Annotated in this window: 28 protein-coding genes; 11 read left to right on the top strand and 17 right to left on the bottom strand. The window is 63.5% G+C overall.

All coding sequences use genetic code 11. The features are described from left to right. Positions 1-125: 125 nt before the first annotated feature. The 3 genes from cysN to ACWKWX_RS01365 all read right to left on the bottom strand — a co-directional run bounded on the left by cysN (position 126) and on the right by ACWKWX_RS01365 (position 3,863). A complete protein-coding gene (gene cysN, locus ACWKWX_RS01375) occupies positions 126-2,027 on the bottom strand; it encodes a sulfate adenylyltransferase subunit CysN (protein ID WP_483826849.1) in 1,902 nt (633 codons plus the stop codon). A gap of 14 nt (positions 2,028-2,041) precedes the next feature. Beyond that, positions 2,042-2,959, bottom strand: a complete 918-nt coding sequence (gene cysD, locus ACWKWX_RS01370; protein ID WP_483826848.1) for a sulfate adenylyltransferase subunit CysD — start codon at positions 2,957-2,959, stop codon at positions 2,042-2,044. Between the two features lie 145 nt (positions 2,960-3,104). Further along, positions 3,105-3,863 (bottom strand): Nif3-like dinuclear metal center hexameric protein, encoded by a 759-nt coding sequence (locus tag ACWKWX_RS01365; protein ID WP_416426861.1) that lies wholly within the window; start codon positions 3,861-3,863, stop codon positions 3,105-3,107. Between the two features lie 115 nt (positions 3,864-3,978). Here ACWKWX_RS01365 and algW point away from each other — a divergent pair, with 115 nt between their 5' ends. Further along, the gene (algW, locus tag ACWKWX_RS01360) at positions 3,979-5,142 is read left to right on the top strand and encodes a Do family serine endopeptidase AlgW (RefSeq protein WP_416426862.1); all 1,164 of its coding nucleotides are present in this window, start codon (positions 3,979-3,981) and stop codon (positions 5,140-5,142) included. 90 nt (positions 5,143-5,232) lie between these two features. On the opposite strand, the gene hisC is transcribed toward algW, so the two are convergent. The 10 genes from hisC to ACWKWX_RS01310 all read right to left on the bottom strand — a co-directional run bounded on the left by hisC (position 5,233) and on the right by ACWKWX_RS01310 (position 13,178). Continuing rightward, positions 5,233-6,276 carry a histidinol-phosphate transaminase gene (hisC, locus tag ACWKWX_RS01355; RefSeq protein WP_483826847.1) on the bottom strand — a complete coding sequence of 348 codons (1,044 nt, stop codon included), beginning with the start codon at positions 6,274-6,276 and terminating at the stop codon, positions 5,233-5,235. 3 nt (positions 6,277-6,279) lie between these two features. Then, the gene (gene hisD, locus ACWKWX_RS01350) at positions 6,280-7,608 is read right to left on the bottom strand and encodes a histidinol dehydrogenase (RefSeq protein ID WP_473004451.1); all 1,329 of its coding nucleotides are present in this window, start codon (positions 7,606-7,608) and stop codon (positions 6,280-6,282) included. A 138-nt stretch (positions 7,609-7,746) separates the two neighbouring features. Next, positions 7,747-8,382 (bottom strand): ATP phosphoribosyltransferase, encoded by a 636-nt coding sequence (gene hisG, locus ACWKWX_RS01345; RefSeq protein ID WP_249671737.1) that lies wholly within the window; start codon positions 8,380-8,382, stop codon positions 7,747-7,749. 119 nt (positions 8,383-8,501) lie between these two features. Next, a complete protein-coding gene (gene murA / locus ACWKWX_RS01340) occupies positions 8,502-9,767 on the bottom strand; it encodes a UDP-N-acetylglucosamine 1-carboxyvinyltransferase (protein WP_027976827.1) in 1,266 nt (421 codons plus the stop codon). Between the two features lie 22 nt (positions 9,768-9,789). Further along, entirely contained in the window at positions 9,790-10,029 is a 240-nt protein-coding gene (locus tag ACWKWX_RS01335; RefSeq protein ID WP_027976826.1) for a BolA family protein, read from the bottom strand. Positions 10,030-10,149: 120 nt separating this feature from the next. After that, a complete protein-coding gene (locus tag ACWKWX_RS01330) occupies positions 10,150-10,455 on the bottom strand; it encodes an STAS domain-containing protein (protein WP_416426865.1) in 306 nt (101 codons plus the stop codon). Beyond that, the gene (locus ACWKWX_RS01325; RefSeq protein ID WP_483826846.1) at positions 10,452-11,093 is read right to left on the bottom strand and encodes an MlaC/ttg2D family ABC transporter substrate-binding protein; all 642 of its coding nucleotides are present in this window, start codon (positions 11,091-11,093) and stop codon (positions 10,452-10,454) included. The genes ACWKWX_RS01330 and ACWKWX_RS01325 overlap by 4 nt, the downstream gene beginning before the upstream one ends. Before the next feature lie 11 nt (positions 11,094-11,104). Then, positions 11,105-11,572: an outer membrane lipid asymmetry maintenance protein MlaD gene (gene mlaD / locus ACWKWX_RS01320; protein WP_416426867.1), complete on the bottom strand. Its 468-nt coding sequence runs from the start codon at positions 11,570-11,572 to the stop codon at positions 11,105-11,107. Further along, positions 11,572-12,369 carry a lipid asymmetry maintenance ABC transporter permease subunit MlaE gene (gene mlaE, locus ACWKWX_RS01315; RefSeq protein WP_416426868.1) on the bottom strand — a complete coding sequence of 266 codons (798 nt, stop codon included), beginning with the start codon at positions 12,367-12,369 and terminating at the stop codon, positions 11,572-11,574. The genes mlaD and mlaE overlap by 1 nt, the downstream gene beginning before the upstream one ends. Continuing rightward, positions 12,369-13,178 (bottom strand): ATP-binding cassette domain-containing protein, encoded by an 810-nt coding sequence (locus ACWKWX_RS01310; protein WP_473004452.1) that lies wholly within the window; start codon positions 13,176-13,178, stop codon positions 12,369-12,371. The genes mlaE and ACWKWX_RS01310 overlap by 1 nt, the downstream gene beginning before the upstream one ends. Before the next feature lie 231 nt (positions 13,179-13,409). On the opposite strand from ACWKWX_RS01310, the gene ACWKWX_RS01305 reads away from it, so the two are divergent. The 10 genes from ACWKWX_RS01305 to ACWKWX_RS01260 all read left to right on the top strand — a co-directional run bounded on the left by ACWKWX_RS01305 (position 13,410) and on the right by ACWKWX_RS01260 (position 20,457). Continuing rightward, positions 13,410-14,384 carry a KpsF/GutQ family sugar-phosphate isomerase gene (locus tag ACWKWX_RS01305; protein ID WP_473004454.1) on the top strand — a complete coding sequence of 325 codons (975 nt, stop codon included), beginning with the start codon at positions 13,410-13,412 and terminating at the stop codon, positions 14,382-14,384. Further along, positions 14,384-14,908 carry a KdsC family phosphatase gene (locus ACWKWX_RS01300; protein ID WP_473004455.1) on the top strand — a complete coding sequence of 175 codons (525 nt, stop codon included), beginning with the start codon at positions 14,384-14,386 and terminating at the stop codon, positions 14,906-14,908. Before ACWKWX_RS01305 ends, ACWKWX_RS01300 begins: the two co-directional genes overlap by 1 nt. A gap of 8 nt (positions 14,909-14,916) precedes the next feature. After that, positions 14,917-15,489: an LPS export ABC transporter periplasmic protein LptC gene (lptC, locus tag ACWKWX_RS01295; protein ID WP_473004457.1), complete on the top strand. Its 573-nt coding sequence runs from the start codon at positions 14,917-14,919 to the stop codon at positions 15,487-15,489. Next, the gene (lptA, locus tag ACWKWX_RS01290; RefSeq protein WP_416426873.1) at positions 15,476-16,015 is read left to right on the top strand and encodes a lipopolysaccharide transport periplasmic protein LptA; all 540 of its coding nucleotides are present in this window, start codon (positions 15,476-15,478) and stop codon (positions 16,013-16,015) included. Before lptC ends, lptA begins: the two co-directional genes overlap by 14 nt. Then, positions 16,015-16,740 carry an LPS export ABC transporter ATP-binding protein gene (gene lptB, locus ACWKWX_RS01285; protein ID WP_416426874.1) on the top strand — a complete coding sequence of 242 codons (726 nt, stop codon included), beginning with the start codon at positions 16,015-16,017 and terminating at the stop codon, positions 16,738-16,740. The genes lptA and lptB overlap by 1 nt, the downstream gene beginning before the upstream one ends. A gap of 171 nt (positions 16,741-16,911) precedes the next feature. Beyond that, on the top strand, positions 16,912-18,408 hold the full coding sequence (locus ACWKWX_RS01280; protein WP_416426875.1) for an RNA polymerase factor sigma-54: 1,497 nt from the start codon (positions 16,912-16,914) through the stop codon (positions 18,406-18,408). A 111-nt stretch (positions 18,409-18,519) separates the two neighbouring features. Continuing rightward, the gene (gene hpf, locus ACWKWX_RS01275) at positions 18,520-18,828 is read left to right on the top strand and encodes a ribosome hibernation-promoting factor, HPF/YfiA family (RefSeq protein ID WP_416426876.1); all 309 of its coding nucleotides are present in this window, start codon (positions 18,520-18,522) and stop codon (positions 18,826-18,828) included. 12 nt (positions 18,829-18,840) lie between these two features. Further along, on the top strand, positions 18,841-19,305 hold the full coding sequence (gene ptsN, locus ACWKWX_RS01270; RefSeq protein WP_416426877.1) for a PTS IIA-like nitrogen regulatory protein PtsN: 465 nt from the start codon (positions 18,841-18,843) through the stop codon (positions 19,303-19,305). A gap of 2 nt (positions 19,306-19,307) precedes the next feature. Next, complete coding sequence (gene rapZ / locus ACWKWX_RS01265; RefSeq protein WP_416426878.1) at positions 19,308-20,165, top strand: RNase adapter RapZ; 858 nt, start codon at positions 19,308-19,310, stop codon at positions 20,163-20,165. Between the two features lie 16 nt (positions 20,166-20,181). Further along, positions 20,182-20,457 carry an HPr family phosphocarrier protein gene (locus tag ACWKWX_RS01260; RefSeq protein ID WP_416426879.1) on the top strand — a complete coding sequence of 92 codons (276 nt, stop codon included), beginning with the start codon at positions 20,182-20,184 and terminating at the stop codon, positions 20,455-20,457. A 271-nt stretch (positions 20,458-20,728) separates the two neighbouring features. On the opposite strand, the gene ACWKWX_RS01255 is transcribed toward ACWKWX_RS01260, so the two are convergent. From ACWKWX_RS01255 to ACWKWX_RS01240, 4 genes are read right to left on the bottom strand one after another with little or no spacing between them, the layout of a single operon-like run. After that, positions 20,729-21,340, bottom strand: a complete 612-nt coding sequence (locus ACWKWX_RS01255; RefSeq protein WP_473004461.1) for a superoxide dismutase — start codon at positions 21,338-21,340, stop codon at positions 20,729-20,731. Position 21,341: 1 nt separating this feature from the next. Next, positions 21,342-21,773: a DUF2753 family protein gene (locus tag ACWKWX_RS01250; protein WP_416426881.1), complete on the bottom strand. Its 432-nt coding sequence runs from the start codon at positions 21,771-21,773 to the stop codon at positions 21,342-21,344. A 30-nt stretch (positions 21,774-21,803) separates the two neighbouring features. Next, positions 21,804-23,180 carry a class II fumarate hydratase gene (locus ACWKWX_RS01245; RefSeq protein WP_416426882.1) on the bottom strand — a complete coding sequence of 459 codons (1,377 nt, stop codon included), beginning with the start codon at positions 23,178-23,180 and terminating at the stop codon, positions 21,804-21,806. Further along, positions 23,173-23,568, bottom strand: a complete 396-nt coding sequence (locus ACWKWX_RS01240) for a FagA protein (RefSeq protein WP_416426883.1) — start codon at positions 23,566-23,568, stop codon at positions 23,173-23,175. Before ACWKWX_RS01240 ends, ACWKWX_RS01245 begins: the two co-directional genes overlap by 8 nt. Positions 23,569-23,687 lie beyond the last annotated feature (119 nt).

Genomic DNA, 23,687 nt, shown 5'->3' with positions numbered 1-23,687 from the left:
ACTGCGGTGCCTGGGACGCGGCCTGCAGCCGCTGCTACGGGGTTATTCGGCGATAATGAGAACAGCACTTATGAAAAAGCCCGCGGCTCTGGCGAGGCGCGGGCTTTTTCATACAGCGGTGGGGCTTAGATCGCGCCGCGTGAACGCAGCAGGTCCAGCACCTGTTTCACGCCTTCTTCCAGCGAAACGCTCTGGGTGTCGACCACCAGGTCAGCGTTCAATGGCACATCGTACGGGAAGGACTCACCCGGGATGTTGTCGCCATCGGCAGCGTACAGGCCTTGTGGGTCGCGCTCGCGGCACGCCTGTGGCGACGCCTGCACGTAGACGGTCAGCAGGCGGTCGGCGCCGATCAGCGCCTTGGCCTGTTCGCGGCCTTCGGCATCCGGCGCCACGAAGGCGGCCAGGGTCAGCAGGCCCGCTTCGTTGAACTGGCGCGCCACGTGGGCGGCACGACGCCAGTTCTCGGTACGCCCGGCGCGGTCCTGCGGCAGGCCTTTGTTCAGGTCGTGACGCAGGTTCTGGCCGTCCAGCACGAATACTGCGCGGCCCATGTCGAACAGCTTGCGCTCCACGGCGTAGGCCAGGGTGCTCTTGCCCGCGCCCGACAGGCCGCTGAACAGCACGGTAGCCGGCTTCTGGCCGAAGCGCAGGGCGCGCTCCTCGGTGGCCACGTGGGCCAGCTTGCCGTGATGGCCCGCCGCGCCGTGCGGTACCACTGGCGGGGCGATGATCATGCCGGCGCCGACGGTGCCGTTGGTCAGGCGGTCGATGACGATGAACGCACCGGTGGTGCGGTTGCTGTCATAGCCGTCCAGGGCGATGGCGCTGTCCAGCGCGACCTTCACGCGGCCGATCTCGTTCAGGGCCAGCGCGCTGCCCGGGCCTTCGGCCAGGGTGTTGACGTCGACCTTGTGGACGATGCTGGCAATGCTGCCCGGCACGTAGCTGGTGGCACGCTTGATGTCGTATTTCTTGCCCGGCAGCATCGGCTCTTCAGCCATCCACACCAGCATGGCGTCGAAGCTGTCAGTCACCGTTGGCACGTTGTCGGCATGCACCAGCAGGTCGCCACGGGAGATGTCGATCTCGTCTTCCATGGTCAGGGTCACGGCCTGGCCTGGGCCAGCCTGTTCCAGCTCACCTTCGAAGGTGACGATGGACTTGACCCGGCTGCTCTTGCCCGACGGCAGCACCACGACTTCGTCGCCCTTGTGCACGACGCCGCTGGCCAGGGTGCCGGCGAAGCCGCGGAAGTTCAGGTTCGGACGGTTGACGTACTGCACCGGGAAGCGCAGGTCGGTCAGGTTGCGGTCGCCCGAGACTTCCACGGTTTCGAGGATTTCCATCAGCGACTGGCCGGTGTACCACGGCGAGCGCTCGCTGCGGTTCACCACGTTGTCGCCCTTGAGGGCCGACATCGGCACGAAGTGCAGGCTGCTCGGCTTCAGGGCGATACCTTCGGCGAACTTCAGGTAATCGGCCTTGATCTCCTCGAACACGCCTTCGTCGAAGCCCTTCAGGTCCATCTTGTTGATGGCAACCACGATGTGCTTGATGCCCAGCAGCGAGGCAATGTAGCTGTGGCGACGGGTTTGGGTCTGCACGCCGTAGCGGGCGTCGACCAGAATGATCGCCAGGTCACAGGTGGAGGCACCGGTGGCCATGTTGCGGGTGTACTGCTCGTGGCCCGGGGTGTCGGCGATGATGAACTTGCGCTTGGCGGTCGAGAAGTAGCGGTAGGCTACGTCGATGGTGATGCCTTGCTCGCGCTCGGCCTGCAGGCCGTCCACCAGCAGCGCCAGGTCAATGTCGTCACCGGTGGTGCCGACTTTCTTCGAGTCACGGGTAATGGCTTCCAGGTGATCTTCGTAGATCATCTTGGAGTCGTGCAGCAGGCGCCCGATCAGGGTGCTCTTGCCGTCGTCGACGTTGCCACAGGTCAGGAAGCGCAACAGCTCCTTGCGCTCGTGCTGGCCCAGGTAGGCGAGGATGTCCTCGCTGATCAAATCGGATTGATGCGACATGGTTCGACCCTAACTTAGAAATAGCCCTGACGTTTCTTGTCTTCCATCGAACCGGCGCCATCATGGTCGATGACCCGGCCCTGGCGCTCGGAAGTTCGCGTCAGGAGCATTTCCTGAATGATGTCGGTCAGGCTCTCGGCCTCCGACTCCACCGCGCCCGTCAACGGGTAGCAGCCAAGGGTACGGAAACGCACTTTCTTCTTGACGATCTGCGCCTTCTCTTCCTTGCTGAGGTGCTCGAGGATGCGATCGTCGTCGATCATGATCAAGGTGCCGTTCTTCTCGATCACTTCGCGCTCGGCGGCGAAGTACAGCGGCACGATCGGGATACCTTCCAGGTAGATGTACTGCCAGATATCCAGCTCGGTCCAGTTCGACAGGGGGAACACGCGAATGGACTCGCCCTTGTTGACCTTGCCGTTGTACACGTTCCACAGCTCGGGGCGCTGGTTCTTCGGGTCCCAGCGGTGCTTGCTGTCACGGAACGAATAGACACGTTCCTTGGCCCGCGACTTCTCTTCGTCGCGGCGCGCGCCACCGAAGGCGGCGTCGAAGCCGTACTTGTCCAGCGCCTGCTTGAGGCCCTGGGTCTTCATGATGTCGGTGTGCTTGGAGCTGCCGTGGGTGAAGGGGTTGATGCCCTGCGCCACGCCTTCGGGGTTCACGTGCACCAGCAGGTCCAGGCCCAGTTCTTCAACCATGCGGTCGCGGAACTTGTACATCTCCTGGAACTTCCACTGGGTGTCCACGTGCATCACGGGGAACGGCAGCTTGCCGGGGAAGAACGCCTTGCGTGCCAGGTGCAGCATCACGGCGGAGTCTTTGCCGATGGAATAGAGCATCACCGGGTTATCGAACTCGGCGGCCACCTCACGGATGATGTGGATGCTCTCCGCCTCCAACTGTTTCAAATGCGTCAGTTTGTCGACCATGGCTACTCACGGGGATTACATTCGTTATGGACGGCCTGCGGGCCGTGTTCGAGCCGCCCACTCTAGCACAGCGGCATCTTCTATCTAATTGGGTGGTTAGAACGAAGCAGTATAAGAATATGCCTGGGAGTTTGGGCCCTCCCCATCAGATGGGATTGGGGATGTCGATGAAGATATGCTCCAACGCGAAGCGCCGCGCCAGGTAGTCGCCCAGCGCCTGCACGCCGTAGCGCTCGGTGGCGTGATGGCCGGCGGCAATGAAGCTTACGTCGTTTTCCCGCGCGCTGTGGAAGGTCTGCTCGCTGGCCTCGCCGCTGATGAACAGGTCGACGCCGGCGGCGATGGCCTGGTCGATGTAGCCCTGGCCGCCGCCGGTGCACCAGCCGACGCGGCGGATCATGTCGCTGCCTTCGATCACCAGCGGCTCGCGGCCCATGACTTCCTGCACCCGGCGGGCGAAATCACGGGCGGTCATGGGCTCGGCCAGCGAGCCTACCAGGCCCACTACCCGGGCGTTGTCCGGGTCCAGCGGGCCTTCCACGGTAATGTCCAACTGGCGGGCCAACTGCACGTTGTTGCCCACGTCGGGGTGCAGGTCCAGCGGCAAGTGGTAGGCCAGCAGGCTGATGTCGTGCTTGAGCAGCGTCTTCAGCCGGCGCTGCTTCATGCCCACCACGCAGGGGTTCTCGCCCTTCCAGAAATAGCCGTGGTGCACCAGCACCAGGTCGGCCTGGGCCTCCACCGCCGCGTCCAGCAAGGCCTGGCTGGCGGTGACGCCGCTGACGATGCGCATCACCTGCGGGCGCCCTTCCACCTGCAGGCCGTTGGGACAGTAATCCTGGATTTTCGCGCTGTTGAGGTAACGGTCGGCTTCTTCGACCAGGGTGCTCAGGGCAACAGCCATAAAAGACTCCTAAATAGCAGTTCAGAGCGGCTAAAGCACTCGTATAATGGCGCCCATTATGAGCCACCCAGGCGGGTTTGGCTCACGCTCCGTGCAAACTCCCAGGATCCGTTAAATGTTCAAGGCACTGCGTTATTTTGGCTGGCCGCTGCTGACTGGTTTACTCATCGCATTGCTGATCATCCAGCGCTTCCCGCAACTGGTCGGGTTGCCAAGCCAGGACGTCAACCTGCAGCAAGTGGCCCAGACCTCCTCCAGCGTGGTCCAGGGCCCGGTCACCTACGCTGACGCGGTGGTGCTGGCCGCCCCGGCGGTGGTCAACCTGTACACCACCAAGGTGGTCAACAAGACCAACCACCCGCTGTTCGAAGACCCGCAGTTCCGCCGCTTCTTCGGCGACAACCTGCCCAAGCAGAAGCGCATGGAATCGAGCCTGGGTTCGGGCGTGATCATGAGCCCCGAAGGCTACCTGTTGACCAACAACCACGTGGTCACCGGCGCCGACCAGATCGTGGTGGCGCTCAAGGACGGCCGCGAAACCCTGGCCCACGTCATCGGCAGCGACCCGGAGACCGACCTGGCGGTGCTGAAGATCGACCTCAAGAACCTGCCGTCGATCACCATCGGCCGCTCCGACAACATCCGCATCGGCGACGTGGCCCTGGCCATCGGCAACCCGTTCGGCGTCGGCCAGACCGTGACCATGGGCATCATCAGCGCCACCGGCCGCAACCAGCTGGGCCTGAACACCTATGAAGACTTCATCCAGACCGACGCCGCCATCAACCCCGGCAACTCCGGCGGCGCGCTGGTGGACGCCAACGGCAACCTGACCGGCATCAACACCGCCATCTTCTCCAAGTCCGGCGGCTCCCAGGGCATCGGCTTCGCCATCCCGATCAAGCTGGCGCTGGAGGTGATGAAGTCAATCATTGAGCACGGCCAGGTCATCCGCGGCTGGCTGGGCATCGAAGTGCAGCCGCTGACTCAGGAACTGGCAGACTCCTTCGGCCTGAAGGACCGCCCAGGCATCGTCGTCGCCGGCATCTTCCGCGACGGCCCGGCGCAGAAGGCCGGCCTGCAGTTGGGTGACGTAATCCTCAGCATCGACGGCCAGCCCGCCGGTGACGGGCGCAAGTCCATGAACCAGGTGGCACGCACCAAGCCCAATGACAAGATCAGCATCCAGATCATGCGCAACGGCAAGGAAATGAAGCTCACCGCCGAAGTGGGCCTGCGGCCGCCGCCGGCGCCGAGCGCCACCGAAGAAGTGCAGTAACGAAAAAGCCCGCGAAAGCGGGCTTTTTCATGGAGTGCCGTTACGCAAGCTCCGTAGCAGCGGCCGCCAGGCCGCGTCAGGGTCGCCCCGTCACAGGGCGTCCAGCAGCGCCTGGTTCTGCGCAGGCGTGCCGATGCTGATGCGCAGGAACTGGGCGATGCGCTGTTGCTTGAAGTGGCGCACGATCACGCCCTTCTCGCGCACCTTGGCAGCGATGGCTGCGGCGTCCTGTTGCGGGTGGCGGGCAAAGATAAAGTTCGCCGCCGACGGCAGCACTTCGAAACCACGCTGCTCCAGTTCAGCCACCAGCTTCTCGCGGCTGTCGATGACCAGCTTGCAGGTGTGCTCGAAGTACTCGCGGTCCTTGAACGACGCGGCGCCACCGACGATGGCGAGGCGGTCCAGCGGGTAGGAGTTGAAGCTGTTCTTGACCCGCTCCAGTGCCTCGATCAGGTCCGGGTGGCCTACGGCCAGGCCCACGCGCAGGCCGGCCAGGGAGCGCGACTTGGACAGGGTCTGGGTGACCAGCAGGTTGGGGTAGCGGTTGACCAGGCCGATGGCCGTCTCGCCGCCGAAGTCGATGTAGGCTTCATCGACCACCACCACCGAGTCCGGGCTGCCTTTCACCAGCTGCTCCACTGCGTCCAGCGCCAGCAGGCAACCGGTAGGGGCGTTGGGGTTGGGGAAGATGATGCCGCCGTTGGGGCGGGCGTAGCCTTCGACGCGGATCTGGAACTGCTCGTCCAGCGGCACCTGCACGAAGTCGATGCCGTAGAGGCCGCAGTACACTGGGTAGAAGCTGTAGCTGATGTCCGGGAACAGCAGCGGCGCGTCGTGCTGGAACAGGCCGTGGAAAATGTGCGCCAGCACCTCGTCCGAGCCGTTGCCCAGGAACACCTGGTTGGGCTGCACGCCGTAGAACTCGCACACCGCCTGCTTGAGCAGGTCGCTGTTGGGGTCCGGGTACAGGCGCAGGCTGTCACCCAGCTCGGCGCGCATGGCTTCGATCGCCTTGGGCGACGGGCCGTAGGGGTTTTCGTTGGTGTTGAGCTTCACCAGGTTGGCGACCTTGGGCTGCTCGCCCGGCACGTAGGGCACCAGTTCCTTGACGAAGGGGCTCCAGAATTTGCTCATGTCTCAGTTCCCTTGCTTGTCGTCGGCGAGAATGCGGTATTCGGCGCTGCGGGCGTGGGCGCTCAGCGACTCGCCGCGGGCCAGGATGGAAGCGGTCTTGCCCAATTCGGACGCACCTTGCTGCGAGCAGAAGATGATCGACGAGCGCTTCTGGAAGTCATACACGCCCAGCGGCGAAGAGAACCGCGCAGTGCCCGAGGTAGGCAACACGTGGTTGGGGCCGGCGCAGTAGTCGCCCAGCGCTTCGCTGGTGTGGCGGCCCATGAAGATCGCGCCGGCGTGGCGGATCTGCGGCAGCCAGGCCTGGGGGTCGGCTACCGACAGTTCCAGGTGTTCCGGGGCAATGCGGTTGGCCACTTCGATGGCCTGCTGCATGTCCGCCACCTTGATCAGCGCGCCACGGCCGTTGATCGAAGTGTTGATGATCTCGGCGCGATCCATGGTCGGCAACAGTTTGTCGATGCTGGCGGCCACTTTGTCGAGGAACTCGGCGTCGGGGCTGACCAGGATGGCCTGGGCGTCTTCGTCGTGCTCGGCCTGGGAGAACAGGTCCATGGCGATCCAGTCCGGGTCGGTCTGGCCGTCGCACACCACGAGGATCTCGGACGGGCCGGCGATCATGTCGATGCCGACCTGGCCGAACACGTGACGCTTGGCGGTGGCCACGTAGATGTTGCCTGGGCCTACCACCTTGTCTACCTGCGGCACGCTTTCGGTGCCGTAAGCCAGCGCGGCCACGGCCTGGGCGCCGCCGATGGTGAACACGCGGTCGACGCCGGCGATGCAGGCGGCGGCCAGCACCAGTTCGTTCACTTCACCGCGCGGGGTGGGCACTACCATGACCACTTCGGTCACGCCGGCCACCTTGGCGGGAATGGCGTTCATCAGCACGGACGATGGGTACGACGCCTTACCGCCCGGCACGTACAGGCCGGCGCGGTCCAGCGGCGTGACCTTCTGGCCCAGCACGGTACCGTCGGCCTCGGTGTAGCTCCAGGAATCCTGCTTCTGCTTCTCGTGGTAGCTGCGCACGCGGGCGGCGGCGGTTTCCAGGGCCTGGCGCTGCTCGGGGGTAATGCGCGTCAGGGCCAGTTCCAGGCGCTCGCGGCCCAGGATCAGCTCGGCCATGGAAGCCACTTCCAGGCCGTCGAAGCGCTGGGTGAACTCCACCAGCGCCGCGTCGCCGCGCTCGCGCACGGCCTTGATGATATCGAGCACGCGCTGGTTGACCGAATCGTCGGACACGCTTTCCCAGCTCAGCAGATGATCCAGATGGCGCGCGAAGTCCGGATCAGTGGCGTCGAGTCGGCGGATTGCAGTGGACGTGGTCATAGCGGGCCTCAATAGTTGGCGAATGCTGAAAATAGCAAATCTCAGGCGCCGCTAGACTACCAAGCCATCCGCGTGGGCACCTGAGAATTCTGGCTATGACACGGATAGATGGGCGCGGCTCAAGGCCGCGCGAGTGGATCAGCCGCGGTGTCGCGACTCCACAGCCTTGCGCAGGGTGTCGATCAGCGCCTGGATGCGGGCGTGCTGCATCTTCATGGATGCCTTGTTGACCACCAGGCGCGAGCTGATGGTGGCGATCAGCTCCTGGGGTTCCAGGCCGTTGGCCCGCAGGGTGTTGCCGGTGTCGACGACGTCGATGATCTTGTCGGCCAGGCCGATCAGCGGGGCCAGCTCCATGGAGCCGTACAGCTTGATGATGTCGACCTGGCGGCCCTGTTCGGCGTAGTAGCGCTTGGCAACGTTGACGAACTTGGTGGCCACGCGCAGGCGGCCCTTGGGCTCGACGGCACCGATGGCGCCGGCGGTCATCAGCTTGCATTTGGCAATCTGCAGGTCCAGCGGCTCGTACAGGCCCTGGCCGGTGTATTCCATCAGCACATCCTTGCCCGCCACGCCGAGGTCGGCGGCGCCATGCTCGACATAGGTCGGCACGTCGGTGGCACGCACGATCAGCAGGCGCACGTCGTCCTGGGTCGTGGGGATGATCAGCTTGCGGCTCTTATCCGGATTCTCGGTTGGCACGATGCCCGCCTCTGCCAGCAATGGCAGGGTGTCATCGAGAATGCGGCCCTTGGACAGCGCGATGGTCAACATGGAAAACGTCTTTCCTTAATCAGGATTGTGCCCGGTCGCAAACGGCGCCGGGCCACTGCCAGGCCCACAAGGCCTGGCTGGACAGATTCATGGGGCGCGTCCCTGCGCCCGGTAGCAGGTTAACCCGGCACGCGACGGATCTTCGCGCCCAGCATCTGCAGTTTTTCCTCGATGCACTCGTAACCACGGTCGATGTGGTAGATGCGGTCGATCAGGGTATCACCTTCGGCCACCAGGGCCGAGATCACCAGGCTGGCCGAGGCGCGCAGGTCGGTCGCCATGACTGGCGCGCCCTTGAGCTTCTCGGTACCGGTAACGATGGCAGTGTTGCCCTCGACCTGGATGTGCGCGCCCATGCGGTGCATTTCATACACGTGCATGAAGCGGTTCTCGAAGATGGTCTCGATGACCGCGCCGGTGCCTTCGGCAATGGCGTTCAGGGAGATGAACTGCGCTTGCATGTCGGTCGGGAACGCCGGGTACGGCGCGGTGCGCACGTTGACGGCCTTCGGACGCTTGCCATGCATGTTCAGCTCGATCCAGTCCTCGCCCACGGTGATCTCGGCGCCCGATTCCTTCAGCTTCTCAAGTACCGCTTCGAGAATGGTAGGGTCGGTGTCCTTGACCTTCACGCGGCCGCCGGTGGCGGCTGCGGCCACCAGGTAGGTGCCGGTCTCGATACGGTCCGGCATCACCTTGTAGGTGGCCGAGTCCAGGCGCTTCACGCCATCGATGGTGATGGTGTCGGTGCCGGCGCCGTGGATCTTGGCACCCATGGCGATCAGGAAGTTGGCCAGGTCGACCACTTCAGGCTCGCGCGCGGCGTTCTGCAGCACGCTGCGGCCGTTGGCCAGGGCAGCGGCCATCATGATGTTCTCGGTACCGGTCACGCTGACGGTGTCGAAGAAGAAGTTGGCACCACGCAGGCCGCCTTCCGGCGCCTTGGCCTTGATGTAGCCGCCTTCCACGTCGATGACCGCGCCCATGGCTTCCAGGCCACGGATGTGCAGGTCGACCGGACGCGAGCCGATGGCGCAACCGCCAGGCAGGGCGACTTCGGCCTCACCGAAACGGGCGACCATGGGGCCCAGCACCAGGATCGAGGCGCGCATGGTCTTCACCAGCTCGTACGGTGCAACCAGGGTCTTGATGGTGCGTGGGTCGATTTCGACCGACAGTTTCTCGTCGATCACCGGCTCGATGCCCATGCGACCGAACAGCTCGATCATCGTGGTGATGTCGTGCAGGTGTGGCAGGTTGGCAACGGTTACCGGGCCATCGGCCAGCAGCGTGGCGGCCAGGATCGGCAGGGCAGAGTTCTTCGCCCCGGAAATGCGGATTTCGCCATCAAGACGAACGCCGCCAGTAATAATCAGTTTGTCCATAAGAATCTCGACGCCCTCAGGCTCAGGTGCGCTCAGCCCAGGCTGCGCTGCTGAAAAATTTCATTGTGACCGCATGGATGCTGCCATCGACGATCCAGGGATTGAGATGAGCATAGATCTGCTGCTGACGCTTGACCGGACTCAAGGCGGCCAGCTCGTCACTGATCACGTTCAATTGGAAGTTGCAGCCTTCGCCTTCAACTTCGACCTGGACATTTGCCAGCTGTGCTTCAAGGAAGCTTTTAACTTCTACGGCCTGCATGCTCAACCTCGATCGGCGCCCTGTGCGCGCGGGTCGGCCATCATACAAAAAAAGCCCCTCGCCTGCGAACCCTGGTTGCAAGGACTCGGACGGAGGGGCTTGTTCATTGTGCCTGAATGTTCACGCGGCCGACAAAATACCGCTCACCTGGCACACTTCGGCGATCTGTTGCATGTCGCGCGGCAAGCCCCGGATAGCCAGGGTCTTGCCGGCGGCGATGGCGTCGCGCTGCAGGCACAGCAGCAGGGAAAGCCCCACGCTGCTGGACTTGAGCACGCCCGAACAGTCGAGCACCAGGGCATTGCCGGGGCTGGCCTTGACCAGCTTCTGGCCCTGGTTGCGCAGGGCCTTGCCGGTGCTGTAGTCCAGCACGCCGGTCAACAGCAGCTCGCCGCCAGCGCCTTGGCTGATGGCTGCTTCAGTCATTGCGCAGCACCCGTGCCCTTCTCGGCCTTGGCCTTGGCCACTTCGCCAGCCCAGCCGTCGATGGTCTTGTCCAGGTTGTTGCCGTTGCGCTGCATGGCATCGGCGAACTGGTCACGGAACAGCTTGCCCAGGTTGATGCCGTTGACGATGACGTTACGCACTTTCCATTCGCCGTTCAGCTTGACCAGGGTGTACTGGACCGGATAGACCGCGCCGCTGTCGCCCTTGACGGTCATGTCGACGCTGGTACGGTCGCCCTCGTCGCCCTTGGCCGGGCCGACGGTGATGCCCTGGTTGTTGTATTCGAGCAGTGCATTGCCATAGAACTGCATCAGGCCCTTCTTGAAGTTCTCTTCAAAACGGGTGATCTGTGCAGGGTTGGCGCCCTTCGAGTACTTGACGGTCATGATGCTCTTGGAAATGCCTTCCGCATCGACAGCCGGGCCGATGATGTTGTTCAAGGCGTCATAGAACTTGGTCGGATCCGCCTTGTACTGGGCCTTGTTCGCCGCCAGGTCTGCCAGCAGTTCCTTGGTGGTGCGATCCACCAGGTCATGGGCGGACTGGTCGGCAGCATTGGCCAACAGCGGCACACAGGCCAACAGCACCAGCAGGCCACGTCGCAGGATGGACATCATGGAGTAACTCCTCATTTGGCGTCTTTGTTAACGGTATTGAGCAGGAATTTGCCGATCAGGTCTTCCAGTACAAGGGACGACTGGGTGTCGTGAATGGTTCCGCCGTCCTTGAGCAGGGTGTCTTCACCGCCCACGCTCAGGCCGATGTATTTCTCGCCCAGCAGGCCAGCCGTCAGGATAGATGCAGTGGAGTCGGTCGGCAGGTTATTCACCTTCTTGTCGATCTGCATGGTGACGCGGCCGGTGAAGGTGTCCCGGTCCAGGTCGATGGCGGTGACCTTGCCCACGGTGACGCCGGCCATGGTGACCTTGGCGCGCACGGTCAGGCCGGCGATGTTGTCGAAGTTGGCGTACAGCTTGTAGGTATCGTTGGCGGCGCTGGTGGACAGGCCGCTGACGCGAAGGGCCAGCAGAATCAGTGCCAGAATCCCGGCCAGCAGAAACATGCCGACACCGATTTCCAGGGTGCGGTTTTGCATCAGAAATCTCCAAACATCAAAGCGGTCAGAATAAAGTCCAGGCCCAGGATGGCCAGCGAGGCATACACCACGGTCTTGGTGGTGGCGCGGCTGATGCCTTCGGAAGTCGGGTCGCAGTCGTAGCCCTGGAACACGGCGATCCAGGTCACCACGAACGCGAACACCAGGCTCTTGACCACGCCGTTGAGGACGTCGTCGGTGAAATTGACGCTGTTCTGCATGTTGGCCCAGAACGAGCCGTCATACACACCCAGCCAGTCGATGGCCACCCACGAGCCGCCCCAGATGCCCACGACGCTGAAGATCATGGCCAGGATAGGCAAGGAAATGAAGCCTGCCCACAGGCGCGGCGCAGCGATGTACTTGAGCGGGTCGACGCCGATCATTTCCAGGCTCGACAGCTGCTCGGTGGACTTCATGTTGCCGATCTCGGCCGTCAGCGCGGAGCCCGCGCGGCCGGCGAACAGCAAGGCGGTGACCACCGGGCCCAGCTCGCGCAGCAGGGTCAGGGCGACCATCTGCCCCACGGCCTGCTCGGAACCGTACTTGGTGAGAATGCTGAAGCCCTGCAGGGCCAGCACCATGCCGATGAACATGCCCGACACGACGATGATCAGCAGCGACATCACGCCGACCGAATACAGCTGCTTGACCAGCAGCTGGAAGCCACCGCCCACGCCACGACGCCCGACCAGCGCATGCATCAGGAACAGCCCGGAACGCCCCAGCACCGCCAGCATGTCGATGGCCGCGCGGCCGAACAGGCGAATGCGCTCCAGTAGTGATTTCTTGCGCATCAGCGCGTCCCCAGAAGATCGGCGCGGTAGTCCGGCGCCGGGAAATGGAAAGGAACCGGCCCATCGGGGTCGCCTTTCATGAATTGGCGAATGCGAGGATTGTCGGCCGCCATCAGTTCCTGCGGCGTGCCCTGCCCCAGCACCTGCCCGTCGCCCACCACATAGATGTAGTCGGCGATGCTGGCGGTTTCGGCCAGGTCATGGGAGACCACGATGCTGGTAATGCCCAGGGCATCGTTGAGCAGGCGGATCAGGCGCACCAGCACGCCCATGGCGATAGGGTCCTGGCCGACGAATGGTTCGTCGTACATGAGGATCTGCGGGTCCATGGCAATGGCGCGGGCCAGAGCCACGCGACGCTTCATGCCACCGGACAGCTCGTCGGGCATCAGTTCCACGGCACCGCGCAGGCCAACGGCCTGCAGCTTGAGCAGGACGATGTCGCGGATCATTTCCTCGGGCAGGTCGGTGTGCACCCGCAGCGGGAACGCCACGTTCTCGAACACGTCGAGGTCGGTGAACAGAGCGCCGCTCTGGAACAGTACGCCCATGTGCTTGCGGGCGTCGAACAGGTCGCTGCGCGACAGGGCCGGCAGGTTCTGGCCATTGACCCAGACCTCGCCACCACTGGGGCGCAACTGCGCGCCCATCAGGCGCAGCAGGGTTGTCTTGCCGCAGCCGGAAGGTCCCATGATACCGGTGACCTTGCCTCTTGGAATGCGGATATCGACATTGTTGAAGATACTCCGCGAACCGCGCTTGAAGGACACACCCTTCAGCTCGACCGCGTAGTCATTATCGGCACTCATCTAAACTCCTTGCGATGCAGCCTGTCCTCGGACGCTTTCCCCCGTCGCGAAGACACGCGCGCTTCTGGCGGGCCAACTGGCGGCGAACTATATCACCCCAGACACACGCGCCCCAAGGCCGTTCCAAAAGCGAATAGGCAACAAGACATTTAATGGATGACGATCGAACGTGAGGGTTTCGATCAATACGGCTATAATCGCCGCCTTTTCATCAGGCAATACGTTTCCGACATGAGCCAATCCAGCGACCTGATCCAATCGGCACAGCGCACCATCCGCCTTGAACTCGAGGCGGTAGAGGGCTTGCTGGCCCATATTGATGCCGACTTCGTCCGCGCCTGCGAAATGATCCTCGCCAGCAAGGGCCGCGTCGTCGTGGTCGGCATGGGCAAGTCAGGGCATATCGGCAACAAGATCGCCGCGACCCTGGCCAGCACCGGCACCACGGCGTTTTTCGTGCACCCGGCCGAGGCCAGCCACGGCGACATGGGCATGATCACTCGCGATGACATCATCCTGGCCCTGTCCAACTCCGGCTCCACGGCCGAGATCGTCACCTTGCTGCCGCTGATCAAGCGCCTGGGCATCCAGCTCATCAGCATGACCGGCAACCCCGACTCGCCGCTGGCCAAGGCCGCCGAGGTCAACCTGGACGCCCGCGTGGCCCACGAGGCCTGCCCGCTGAACCTGGCGCCCACCTCCTCCACCACCGCGGCGCTGGTGCTGGGCGACGCCCTGGCCATCGCCCTGCTGGAGGCCCGCGGCTTCACCGCCGAGGACTTCGCCTTCTCGCACCCCGGTGGCGCCCTGGGCCGCCGCCTGCTGCTCAAGGTGGAGAACGTGATGCATGCCGGCGAGGAACTGCCGCAGGTGGTTCGCGGCACGCTGCTCAAGGATGCGCTGATGGAAATGACCCGCAAGGGCCTGGGCATGACCGTGGTCCTTGAAGAGGATGGCCGCCTGGCCGGGATCTTCACCGACGGCGACCTGCGCCGCACCCTGGACCGCACCATCGACGTGCACAGCGCGCGCATCGAGGAAGTGATGACGCCCCACGGCAAGACCGCCCGCGCCGAGATGCTCGCCGCCGAGGCCCTGAAGATCATGGAAGACCACAAGATCAGCGCGCTGGTGGTGGTCGACAAGCAGGACCGCCCGGTTGGCGCCCTGAACATGCACGACCTGCTGCGCGCCGGAGTAATGTGATGACCCAGCACCTGTTGCAACGCGGCCAGGCCGTGAAACTGGCGGTGTTTGACGTGGACGGCGTGCTGACCGACGGCCGCCTGTACTTCTGCGAAGACGGCAGCGAGATCAAGACGTTCAGCACCCTGGACGGCCAGGGCATCAAGATGCTGATCAACTCGGGCGTAGCCACGGCGATCATCACCGGGCGCAAGAACCCGATCGTCGAGCGCCGGGCCAAGAGCCTGGGCATCGCCCACCTGTACCAGGGCCGCGAAGACAAATTGGTGGCACTGGACGACCTTCTGGCGCAACTGGGCCTAAGCTATGAACAGGTAGCCTACCTGGGCGACGACCTGCCGGACCTGGCCCCCATCCGCCGCGTCGGCCTGGGCATGGCCGTGGCCAACGCCGTGCCGTTCGTGCGCGAGCACGCCGACGGCGTGACCCAGGCCCGTGGCGGCGAAGGCGCGGCCCGCGAGTTCTGCGAGCTGATCCTGCGTGCCCAAGGCAACCTCGAAGCGGCCCTGGCCGCCTATTTATAGAGTTTCCCATGCCGAGTAAAAAACTGCGCAATCTCCTGTTGTTCTGTGTCGTCGTGGCGATCTTCGTCTCCGTCGGCTACTGGAACATCAACCCGGACACCTTCCTCGACAAGCCTGCGGCTGCTGTCGACGAAAGTGCCATCGACTATTACGCCATCAACGCCCACGCTGTGCAGTTCCTGCCTGACGGCGGCGTGCAGTACCGCATGACCGGTGACAAGGTCGAGCACCTGCAGGCCAGCCAGGTCACCAAGGTGACCAACCCGGACATGAACCTGTACCGCGGCACCGTGTACCCCTGGCACGTGACCAGCGACCACGGCGAAGTGAACCCCGACGGCACCCAGGTCGAGCTGATCGACAACGTCCGCGTGGCCCGCACCGACCAGAAAAACCGTCCTACCCTGATTACCACCACGCGCATGACGGTATTCCCACAACAGCAATATGCGCAGACTGACCGAGACGTTAGAATCGACGGCGCCGGTGGCGTCTCGACGGGCACGGGCATGAAGGCATATTTGAAAGACAGCAAGATCAACTTGCTGTCAAACGTAAGAGGACTGTATGAGGCTCGCTAAAACCCTCCCTTTATTGCTCTCCCTGGGCTCTGCACTGGGGAGCGCTGGCGCCTGGGCACTGCCTACGGATCGCGACCAGCCGATCCACATCCAGTCCGACGACGCACAACTGGATGACAAGCAGGGCGTGGCCGTCTACAAGGGCAACGTCATCATCACCCAGGGCACCATGAAGATCACCGGCAACACCGTGACCATCACCCGCAACGCCCAGGGCGACGTCGACACCTTCACCTCGGTGGGCAACCTGGCCTACTACGAGCAGAAGCCGGCGATCGACAAGCCCATCGTCCAGGGCTACGGCAAGACCATCCAGTACTTCTCGGCGCAGAACCGCATCATCCTGATCGACCAGGCCAAGGTGGTGAACGACGGCAACACGTCCGAAGGCGAGAAGATCGTCTATGACACCGTCAAGCAGGTGGTGAATGCCGGCCGCGCCACGGGCGCCAAGGTCACGCCACGACCACGCATCGACATGGTCATCCAGCCGAAAAGCAAAACCGACCAGCAGCAGGGCAAGTAATGGCTATCCTCAAAGCCCAGCACCTGGCCAAGGCCTACAAGGGCCGGCAAGTGGTGCGTGACGTCAGCATGTCCATCGAAAGTGGGCAGATCGTCGGCCTCCTGGGGCCTAACGGCGCCGGCAAGACCACCTGCTTCTACATGATCGTCGGCCTGGTGCGCGCCGATCAGGGCCGCGTGCTGATCGACGACCTGGACGTGAGCCACCAGCCCATGCACGGTCGCGCTCGCTCGGGCATCGGCTACCTGCCGCAGGAAGCCTCGATCTTCCGCAAGCTGTCGGTCTCCGACAACATCATGGCCATCCTGGAAACCCGCCCGGAGCTGGACAAGGCCGGCCGCGTGAAGGAGCTGGAAAGCCTGCTGCAGGAGTTCCACATCACGCACATCCGCGACAACCTGGGCATGAGCCTGTCGGGCGGCGAGCGGCGCCGGGTGGAAATTGCCCGCGCGCTGGCGACCGCGCCCAAGTTCATCCTGCTGGACGAACCCTTTGCCGGTGTCGACCCGATCTCGGTCGGCGACATCAAGCAGATCATTCATCACCTCAAGAACAAGGGCATCGGCGTGTTGATCACCGACCACAACGTTCGCGAGACCCTGGATATCTGTGAAACCGCTTACATCGTCAACGATGGCCAGCTGATCGCCGAAGGCGATGCCGAGACCATCCTGGCAAACCAACTGGTGAAAGAGGTTTACCTCGGCCACGAGTTCCGCCTGTAACGGCGAGGTGTTTGGCTGGTTGCCCGGGGCGCGCCGCGAATTAATTGCGGTGTCGCTCTAGGCAAACACTTCGGTTTCAGGCATATAATTTGCTTACGACAAAAGCCGAGAGCCTCGGCGCCCGTAGTGGATGGCGCTTTGCGCCGGCGAATAAGGTGTTAAGCCCCTGCCATGAAACCATCGCTCGTCCTAAGAATGGGCCAGCAACTGACGATGACACCGCAGTTGCAACAGGCCATCCGCCTCCTCCAGCTCTCCACCCTGGACCTCCAACAGGAAATCCAGGAGGCCCTGGAATCCAATCCGATGCTCGAACGCCAGGAAGAAGGCGACGACTTCGACAACAGCGACCCCATGGCCGACAAGGCCGAGCAACAGGTCACGCCGGAAATCCAGGAGCCCAGCTACCAGGAAACCTCCGCCCCCACCGTCGACAACCTCGAAGACGGCGAGTGGAGCGAGCGCATTCCCAACGAGCTTCCCGTCGACACCGCCTGGGAAGACATCTACCAGACCAGCGCCAGCAGCCTGCCCAGCAACGATGACGACGAATGGGACTTCACCACCCGCACGTCGGCCGGCGAAAGCCTGCAGAGCCATCTGCTGTGGCAACTCAACCTGGCGCCCATGTCCGACACCGATCGCCTGATCGCGGTCACCCTGATCGACTGCATCAACAACCAGGGCTACCTGGACGAGACGCTGCAGGAGATCTGCGACTCCTTCGACCCGGAGCTGGACATCGAGCTGGACGAAGTGGAAGCCGTGCTGCACCGCATCCAGCAGTTCGAGCCCGCCGGCATCGGCGCCCGCGACCTCAGCGAATGCCTGCTGCTGCAACTGCGCCAGATGCCCCCGCGCACGCCGTGGCTCAGTGAGGCCCAGCGCCTGGTGGCCGACTACATCGACCTGCTGGGCAGCCGCGACTACAGCCAGCTGATGCGCCGCATGAAGCTCAAGGAAGACGAGCTGCGCCAGGTCATTGAACTGGTGCAAAGCCTCAACCCGCGCCCTGGCTCGCAGATCGAGTCCAGCGAAGCCGAGTACGTGGTGCCCGACGTCATCGTGCGCAAGGACAACGAGCGCTGGCTGGTGGAGCTGAACCAGGAAGCCGTACCGCGCCTGCGCGTCAACCCGCAGTACGCCGGCTTCGTGCGCCGCGCCGACACCAGCGCCGACAACACCTTCATGCGCAACCAGTTGCAGGAGGCGCGCTGGTTCATCAAGAGCCTGCAGAGCCGCAACGAGACCCTGATGAAGGTCGCCAGCCAGATCGTCGAGCACCAGCGCGGTTTCCTCGACTACGGCGACGAGGCCATGAAGCCGCTGGTGCTGCACGACATCGCCGAGGCGGTGGGCATGCACGAGTCGACCATTTCGCGGGTGACCACGCAGAAATACATGCACACCCCGCGCGGCATCTACGAGCTGAAATACTTTTTCTCCAGCCACGTCAGCACCTCCGAGGGCGGAGAATGCTCGTCCACGGCGATCCGCGCGATCATCAAGAAACTGGTTGCCGCGGAAAATCAGAAAAAGCCATTGAGTGACAGCAAGATCGCTGGTTTACTGGAGGCACAAGGCATCCAGGTAGCCCGCCGCACTGTCGCCAAGTACCGTGAATCCCTAGGGATCGCGCCGTCCAGCGAACGCAAGCGGCTGATGTGAATCCTGGCAGCGCCAAGGCGCTGCCAGTGGGCTTGCCGGATGTGCCACAGCGTTCCAGTGGCAGGTTAACCAACCTGTCTCTTTATGCACTGGCAATAAGGAGAAAGCGGTATGCAAGTCAACATCAGTGGACATCAACTGGTTGTGACCGACGCCATGCGCACTTACATCGGTGAGAAACTCGACCGATTGGAGCGCCATTTCGACAAGATCACCAACGTGCAGGTCATCATGGAGGTCGAGAAGCTGAAACAGAAAATCGAGGCCACCCTGCGCGTACCCGGTGGCGAAGTCGTGGCAAACGCGGAACATGATGACATGTACGCGGCCATCGACCTGCTGACCGACAAGCTCGACCGCCAACTCAAAAAGCATAAGGAAAAACAGCAGAGTCTGCTGCAAGGCCAGACCGCCCGCTGACACTCCCCCCTCATGATCCGACTTGAAAACATCCTGACCCCCGGCCGTTCCCTCGTGAACGCGCCGGGCGGCAGCAAGAAGAAAGTACTCGAACACATCGCCACCCTCATCGCCCGGGAAGTCCCCGGCCTTGAGATGCAGGTAGTGTTCGAAAGCCTGGTCGCCCGCGAAAAACTGGGCTCGACCGGTTTTGGCAACGGTATTGCCATCCCCCATTGCCGCCTGGTTGGCTGCACCACGCCGATCAGCGCCCTGCTGCACCTGGAGAACAAGATCGACTACGACGCCATCGACGGCGCCCCGGTCGACCTGGTCTTCGTGCTCCTGGTCCCCCAGGAGGCGACCAATGAACACCTGGCGTTGCTGAGCCAGATCGCCGGCATGCTCGACCGCGCCGACGTGCGCGAGCGCCTGCGCTCGGCGAAAAGCAGCGATGCCCTCTATCAGGTTGTGCTGGACGAACAGAAAGGTCATTGACCATGCGCCTGATCATCGTCAGCGGCCGTTCCGGCTCGGGCAAAAGCACCGCGCTGGACGTGCTGGAAGACAACGGTTTCTACTGCATCGACAACCTGCCGGCCGGCCTGCTGCCGGAACTGGCCGAGCGCGCCCTGATCCGCACCGAGCTGGCCCAGCCGCTGGTAGCCGTGTCCATCGATGCGCGCAACCTGCCCAGCGACCTGTCGCGTTTTCCGCAACTGCTGCAGGAAGCCCGCGACAAGCACATCCAGTGCGACGTGCTGTACCTGGACGCCGACGAAGAAACCCTGCTCAAGCGCTTCTCCGAGACCCGCCGCCGCCACCCGCTGAGCAACGCCAGCCGTTCGCTGGCCGAAGCCATCCGGGTGGAAACCGACCTGCTCAGCCCGATCGCCGACCTGGCTGACCTGAAGATCAACACCACCCACCTGAACCTGTACCAGCTGCGCGACTCGCTCAAGCTGCGCCTGCTGAACAAGCCGGAGCCGGGCACCGCGTTCCTGGTGGAGTCATTTGGTTTCAAGCGTGGCATGCCGGTGGACGCCGACCTGGTGTTCGACGTGCGCTGCCTGCCCAACCCCTATTGGAAGCCGGAACTTCGCGACCATTCAGGCCTGGAGCAACCGGTCATCGACTACCTGGCCGCGCAGCCCGACGTCGAGGAGATGTACCAGGACATCTCAAGCTACCTGCTCAAGTGGTTGCCGCGCTTCGCCGCCAGCAACCGCGCCTACGTCACCATTGCCATCGGCTGCACCGGCGGGCACCATCGCTCGGTCTACCTGACCGAACGCCTTGGCCAGGCCCTGCAGCAGACGCTCAAGAATGTCCAGGTTCGCCACCGCGACCTCAGTTGAAAGGATCCCCACCGCGATGCCTGCTCGTGAAATCGAAATCATCAACAAGCTTGGCCTGCACGCCCGCGCGGCCGCCAAGTTCGTCGGCGTCGCCGGCCGCTTCGGCAACTGCCAGGTCCGCATCGGCCGCAACGCCGACAGCATGATCGACGGCAAGAGCATCATGGCCGTCATGATGCTGGCCGCCGGCAAAGGTACCCAGGTGTACCTGTCCACCGAAGGCGAGGAACAGGACGAAGCCATGGCGGCGATCGTCGAGCTGATCAACAACAAGTTCGACGAAGGCGAATGACCGCCCTGCCCCCCCCCCAACAAAAAGCCCGGCCAAGTGCCGGGCTTTTTGCTACCAACAACACCCCCGTAGCAGCGGCCGCCAGGCCGCGTCCCGGGGCAACCCGTTACAGCAGGCACACCGCGGACGCGGCCTGGCGGCCGCTGCTACAGGGAGTTCGATCAGAGTGGCGCGAAGCGCGCCAGGGCTTCGGTGATGATGATGGCCGCGCCCGCCAACAGCAGGGCGCTGCCCAGGATCAGCCGCAGCCGGGTCAGCAGCAGGCGCCGATTCAAGCCAGCGCTGCCTTGTAGCGCCGCTCTACCTCGGCCCAGTTGACCACGTTGTAGAAGGCATTGATGTATTCAGGGCGACGGTTCTGGTACTTCAGGTAGTAGGCGTGTTCCCACACGTCCAGGCCCAGGATCGGCGTGTTGCCGTGCATCAGCGGGCTGTCCTGGTTGCCGCTGCTTTCCACCACCAGTTGCTTCTGCGGGGTCACGCTCAGCCATGCCCAGCCGCTGCCAAAGCGGGTCAGCGCTGCCTTGGTGAAGGCCTCCTTGAACGCGTCGAAACCGCCCAACTGCTTGTCAATGGCTTCAGCCACGCTGCCTTGGGGCTGGCCGCCGCCCTTGGGCGCCATCACGTCCCAGAACAGCGAGTGGTTAGCGTGCCCGCCACCCTGGTTGACCACCGCCGGCTGCAACTTCTCGGGCAACTGCTTGACGCTGCCGACCAGCTTGTCGATCGGCCACTCGGCATACTCGGTGCCTTCGACGGCGGCGTTGAGGTTGTTGATGTAGGTCTGATGGTGCTTGGTGTAGTGGATTTCCATGGTGGCCGCGTCGATGTGCGGTTCCAGGGCATCGTAGGCGTAGGGCAGCGCAGGCAAGGTATAGGGCATTTCAATGGACTCCGTGTTGGGGGGCCGCGCGGCCCCGGGTTTCCTGGCCGAACAACAGCCGGCTGGTGCGCGGGTATTCGCCGTATTCGCTGATGAAGGCCAGCAACTCGGCGTAGGTCTTGCTGCTGTGGCGCAGCGCTGCCTCACGCAGCGCCGGGGTAAGGCGCGGGTCCTGGGCGGCCTGCAACAGGCGCTGGTGGATGGCGCACAGGTACTCGGCGCTCTCCTCCGGCTGCATCAGGCGCAGGTGCAGGTCGGCCAGGTTGTGATGGGAAATCACGCACGCCGCCACCGCTTCGTCGACATCCGCCCAGCGCTCGAACAGCACCTGGGCCAGCGCGAGGGCCTGCAGGTACAACTCCCGCGCATCGACCAAGTCACCGCGGGCGAAGCAGGCGTTGGCCATTTCGATGGTGCGTTTCCAGTGCTGCATGGTGTGCCTCCGAAGCGATAGAACAGCGGCTCAGATGCCGCCGGCGGTGAGCTTTTCCGGGTCCAGCAGGGTTTCCAGCTGGCTGCGTGACAGGTCCGTGTGCTCCAGCGCCACATCAATGATCGGGCGGCCTTCCTTGTAGGCGGTCTTGGCGATTTCGGCGGCCTTTTGGTAGCCGATGATCGGGTTCAGCGCGGTGACCAGGATCGGGTTGCGCGACAGCGCTTCCTTGAGCTTGGCTTCGTTGACCTTGAAGCTGGCAATGGCCTTGTCGGCCAGCAGGCGGCTGGCGTTGGCCATCAGCTCGATGCTCGACAGCAGGTTTTGCGCGACGATGGGCAGCATCACGTTGAGCTCGAAGTTGCCCGACTGGCCGGCAATGGCGATGGTGGTGTCATTGCCGATGACCTGGGCTGCGACCATGGCAGTGGCCTCCGGAATCACCGGGTTGACCTTGCCCGGCATGATCGAGGAGCCCGGCTGCAGGCCTTCCAGCTCGATCTCGCCCAGGCCTGCCAACGGGCCGGAGTTCATCCAGCGCAGGTCGTTGGCGATCTTCATCAGCGACACGGCCGCGCCTTTCAGCTGGCCGGACACGGCCACGGCGGTGTCCTGGGAGCCAATCAGGGCGAACAGGTTCTGGCCCTGGGTGAACTCCACGCCGGTCAACAGGCTCAGCTGGTGGCTGAAACGCTTGGCGAACTGTGGGTGCGCGTTGATCCCGGTGCCTACCGCCGTGCCACCCTGGGCCAGCGATTGCAGGCTGGGCAACAGGCCGCGCAGGTGGCCGATGTTGGCGCGGATCTGCGCCGCCCAGCCGTTGAGCACCTGGCTCATACGCACCGGCATGGCGTCCATCAGGTGAGTGCGGCCGGTCTTGACGTAGGCATGCACCTGCCCGGCTTTTTGCTCGATCACCTGCACCAGGTGCTCCAGCGCCGGCAGCAGTTGCTCATGCAGCGCCAGGGCAGCGCTGACGTGAATGGTGGTGGGGATGATGTCGTTGCTGCTCTGGCCACAGTTGACGTGATCGTTGGCATTAACCGTGGCGCCCAGGCGACGGGTGGCCAGGGTGGCGATCACTTCGTTGGCGTTCATGTTCGAGCTGGTGCCCGAGCCGGTCTGGAAAATGTCCACCGGGAAGTGCTGCATGAAGTCTTCGGCTAGCAGCTGCTGGCAGGCCTGGACGATGGCGTCGCCCTGGGCGGCGCTGATCTGCTCGAGCTCGACATTGGCCTTGGCCGCGGCAGCCTTGGCCAGCACCAGCGCGCGAATGAACTGGGTGGGCATGGGTTGCCCGCTGATCGGGAAGTTGTTCACCGCGCGCTGGGTCTGGGCACCGTACAGGGCCGCCTCCGGCACCTGCAGTTCGCCCATGCTGTCACGCTCGATTCGGGTATTACTCATCGGGATGTCCTTGCAGCAGATCGGAAAAGGAAATCGATGGCAGCAGCGTGCACACGGCCAGTTGCCGGCCATGCTGGTGCCACAGTTGCAGGTGTTCGGGGGTGCGCGCGGCCAGGCGCATGTCGCGTAGCGGGCGGTAGGCCTGGTCCAGGCACAGGCAGCGCCAGTGCCACGGCAGGGCCGGGTCGGCGGCGGTGTCCAGCAGCAGGCGGAAGCAGGTGCGGGCCACGGTCCAGGCCGAGGCGGCGCCACAACTGATGAGGAAACGGCCTTCGGCCATGTAGTCCTCGATGATGCGCGGGTCGTTCGGAGTCAATGCGCAGCGGATCTGCCGGCTTAACCAGCGCCAGTTTTCCAGGTAGGACTGCTCTTGAACGGCGGACTTCATCGACGCGGCCTCATGGCGATAATGATATTTATTATTAATTGATATTGAGAATCAAAACAAGCACAAACAAAAAAGGCGTGACGCCCTAAAGCGTCACGCCTTTGCTCGAATCCCCGTAG

The sequence above is a fragment of the Pseudomonas imperatae genome, assembly GCF_057128625.1.
This window is presented reverse-complemented; position numbering and strand designations above follow the sequence as displayed.

Coding starts and splice junctions, on each gene's coding strand:
- algW (WP_416426862.1), top strand. CDS start 3,979: ATGTTCAAGGCACTGCGTTATTTTGGCTGGCCGCTGCTGACTGGTTTA.
- ACWKWX_RS01260 (WP_416426879.1), top strand. CDS start 20,182: ATGCCTGCTCGTGAAATCGAAATCATCAACAAGCTTGGCCTGCACGCC.
- mlaD (WP_416426867.1), bottom strand. CDS start 11,572: ATGCAAAACCGCACCCTGGAAATCGGTGTCGGCATGTTTCTGCTGGCC.
- ACWKWX_RS01305 (WP_473004454.1), top strand. CDS start 13,410: ATGAGCCAATCCAGCGACCTGATCCAATCGGCACAGCGCACCATCCGC.
- ptsN (WP_416426877.1), top strand. CDS start 18,841: ATGATCCGACTTGAAAACATCCTGACCCCCGGCCGTTCCCTCGTGAAC.
- hisC (WP_483826847.1), bottom strand. CDS start 6,276: ATGAGCAAATTCTGGAGCCCCTTCGTCAAGGAACTGGTGCCCTACGTG.
- ACWKWX_RS01300 (WP_473004455.1), top strand. CDS start 14,384: ATGACCCAGCACCTGTTGCAACGCGGCCAGGCCGTGAAACTGGCGGTG.
- ACWKWX_RS01325 (WP_483826846.1), bottom strand. CDS start 11,093: ATGATGTCCATCCTGCGACGTGGCCTGCTGGTGCTGTTGGCCTGTGTG.
- ACWKWX_RS01365 (WP_416426861.1), bottom strand. CDS start 3,863: ATGGCTGTTGCCCTGAGCACCCTGGTCGAAGAAGCCGACCGTTACCTC.
- lptB (WP_416426874.1), top strand. CDS start 16,015: ATGGCTATCCTCAAAGCCCAGCACCTGGCCAAGGCCTACAAGGGCCGG.
- lptC (WP_473004457.1), top strand. CDS start 14,917: ATGCCGAGTAAAAAACTGCGCAATCTCCTGTTGTTCTGTGTCGTCGTG.
- ACWKWX_RS01255 (WP_473004461.1), bottom strand. CDS start 21,340: ATGCCCTATACCTTGCCTGCGCTGCCCTACGCCTACGATGCCCTGGAA.
- ACWKWX_RS01250 (WP_416426881.1), bottom strand. CDS start 21,773: ATGCAGCACTGGAAACGCACCATCGAAATGGCCAACGCCTGCTTCGCC.
- ACWKWX_RS01245 (WP_416426882.1), bottom strand. CDS start 23,180: ATGAGTAATACCCGAATCGAGCGTGACAGCATGGGCGAACTGCAGGTG.
- cysN (WP_483826849.1), bottom strand. CDS start 2,027: ATGTCGCATCAATCCGATTTGATCAGCGAGGACATCCTCGCCTACCTG.
- ACWKWX_RS01280 (WP_416426875.1), top strand. CDS start 16,912: ATGAAACCATCGCTCGTCCTAAGAATGGGCCAGCAACTGACGATGACA.
- ACWKWX_RS01240 (WP_416426883.1), bottom strand. CDS start 23,568: ATGAAGTCCGCCGTTCAAGAGCAGTCCTACCTGGAAAACTGGCGCTGG.
- ACWKWX_RS01330 (WP_416426865.1), bottom strand. CDS start 10,455: ATGACTGAAGCAGCCATCAGCCAAGGCGCTGGCGGCGAGCTGCTGTTG.
- hisG (WP_249671737.1), bottom strand. CDS start 8,382: ATGTTGACCATCGCGCTGTCCAAGGGCCGCATTCTCGATGACACCCTG.
- ACWKWX_RS01310 (WP_473004452.1), bottom strand. CDS start 13,178: ATGAGTGCCGATAATGACTACGCGGTCGAGCTGAAGGGTGTGTCCTTC.
- hisD (WP_473004451.1), bottom strand. CDS start 7,608: ATGACCACGTCCACTGCAATCCGCCGACTCGACGCCACTGATCCGGAC.
- cysD (WP_483826848.1), bottom strand. CDS start 2,959: ATGGTCGACAAACTGACGCATTTGAAACAGTTGGAGGCGGAGAGCATC.
- ACWKWX_RS01335 (WP_027976826.1), bottom strand. CDS start 10,029: ATGCAGGCCGTAGAAGTTAAAAGCTTCCTTGAAGCACAGCTGGCAAAT.
- rapZ (WP_416426878.1), top strand. CDS start 19,308: ATGCGCCTGATCATCGTCAGCGGCCGTTCCGGCTCGGGCAAAAGCACC.
- hpf (WP_416426876.1), top strand. CDS start 18,520: ATGCAAGTCAACATCAGTGGACATCAACTGGTTGTGACCGACGCCATG.
- lptA (WP_416426873.1), top strand. CDS start 15,476: ATGAGGCTCGCTAAAACCCTCCCTTTATTGCTCTCCCTGGGCTCTGCA.
- mlaE (WP_416426868.1), bottom strand. CDS start 12,369: ATGCGCAAGAAATCACTACTGGAGCGCATTCGCCTGTTCGGCCGCGCG.
- murA (WP_027976827.1), bottom strand. CDS start 9,767: ATGGACAAACTGATTATTACTGGCGGCGTTCGTCTTGATGGCGAAATC.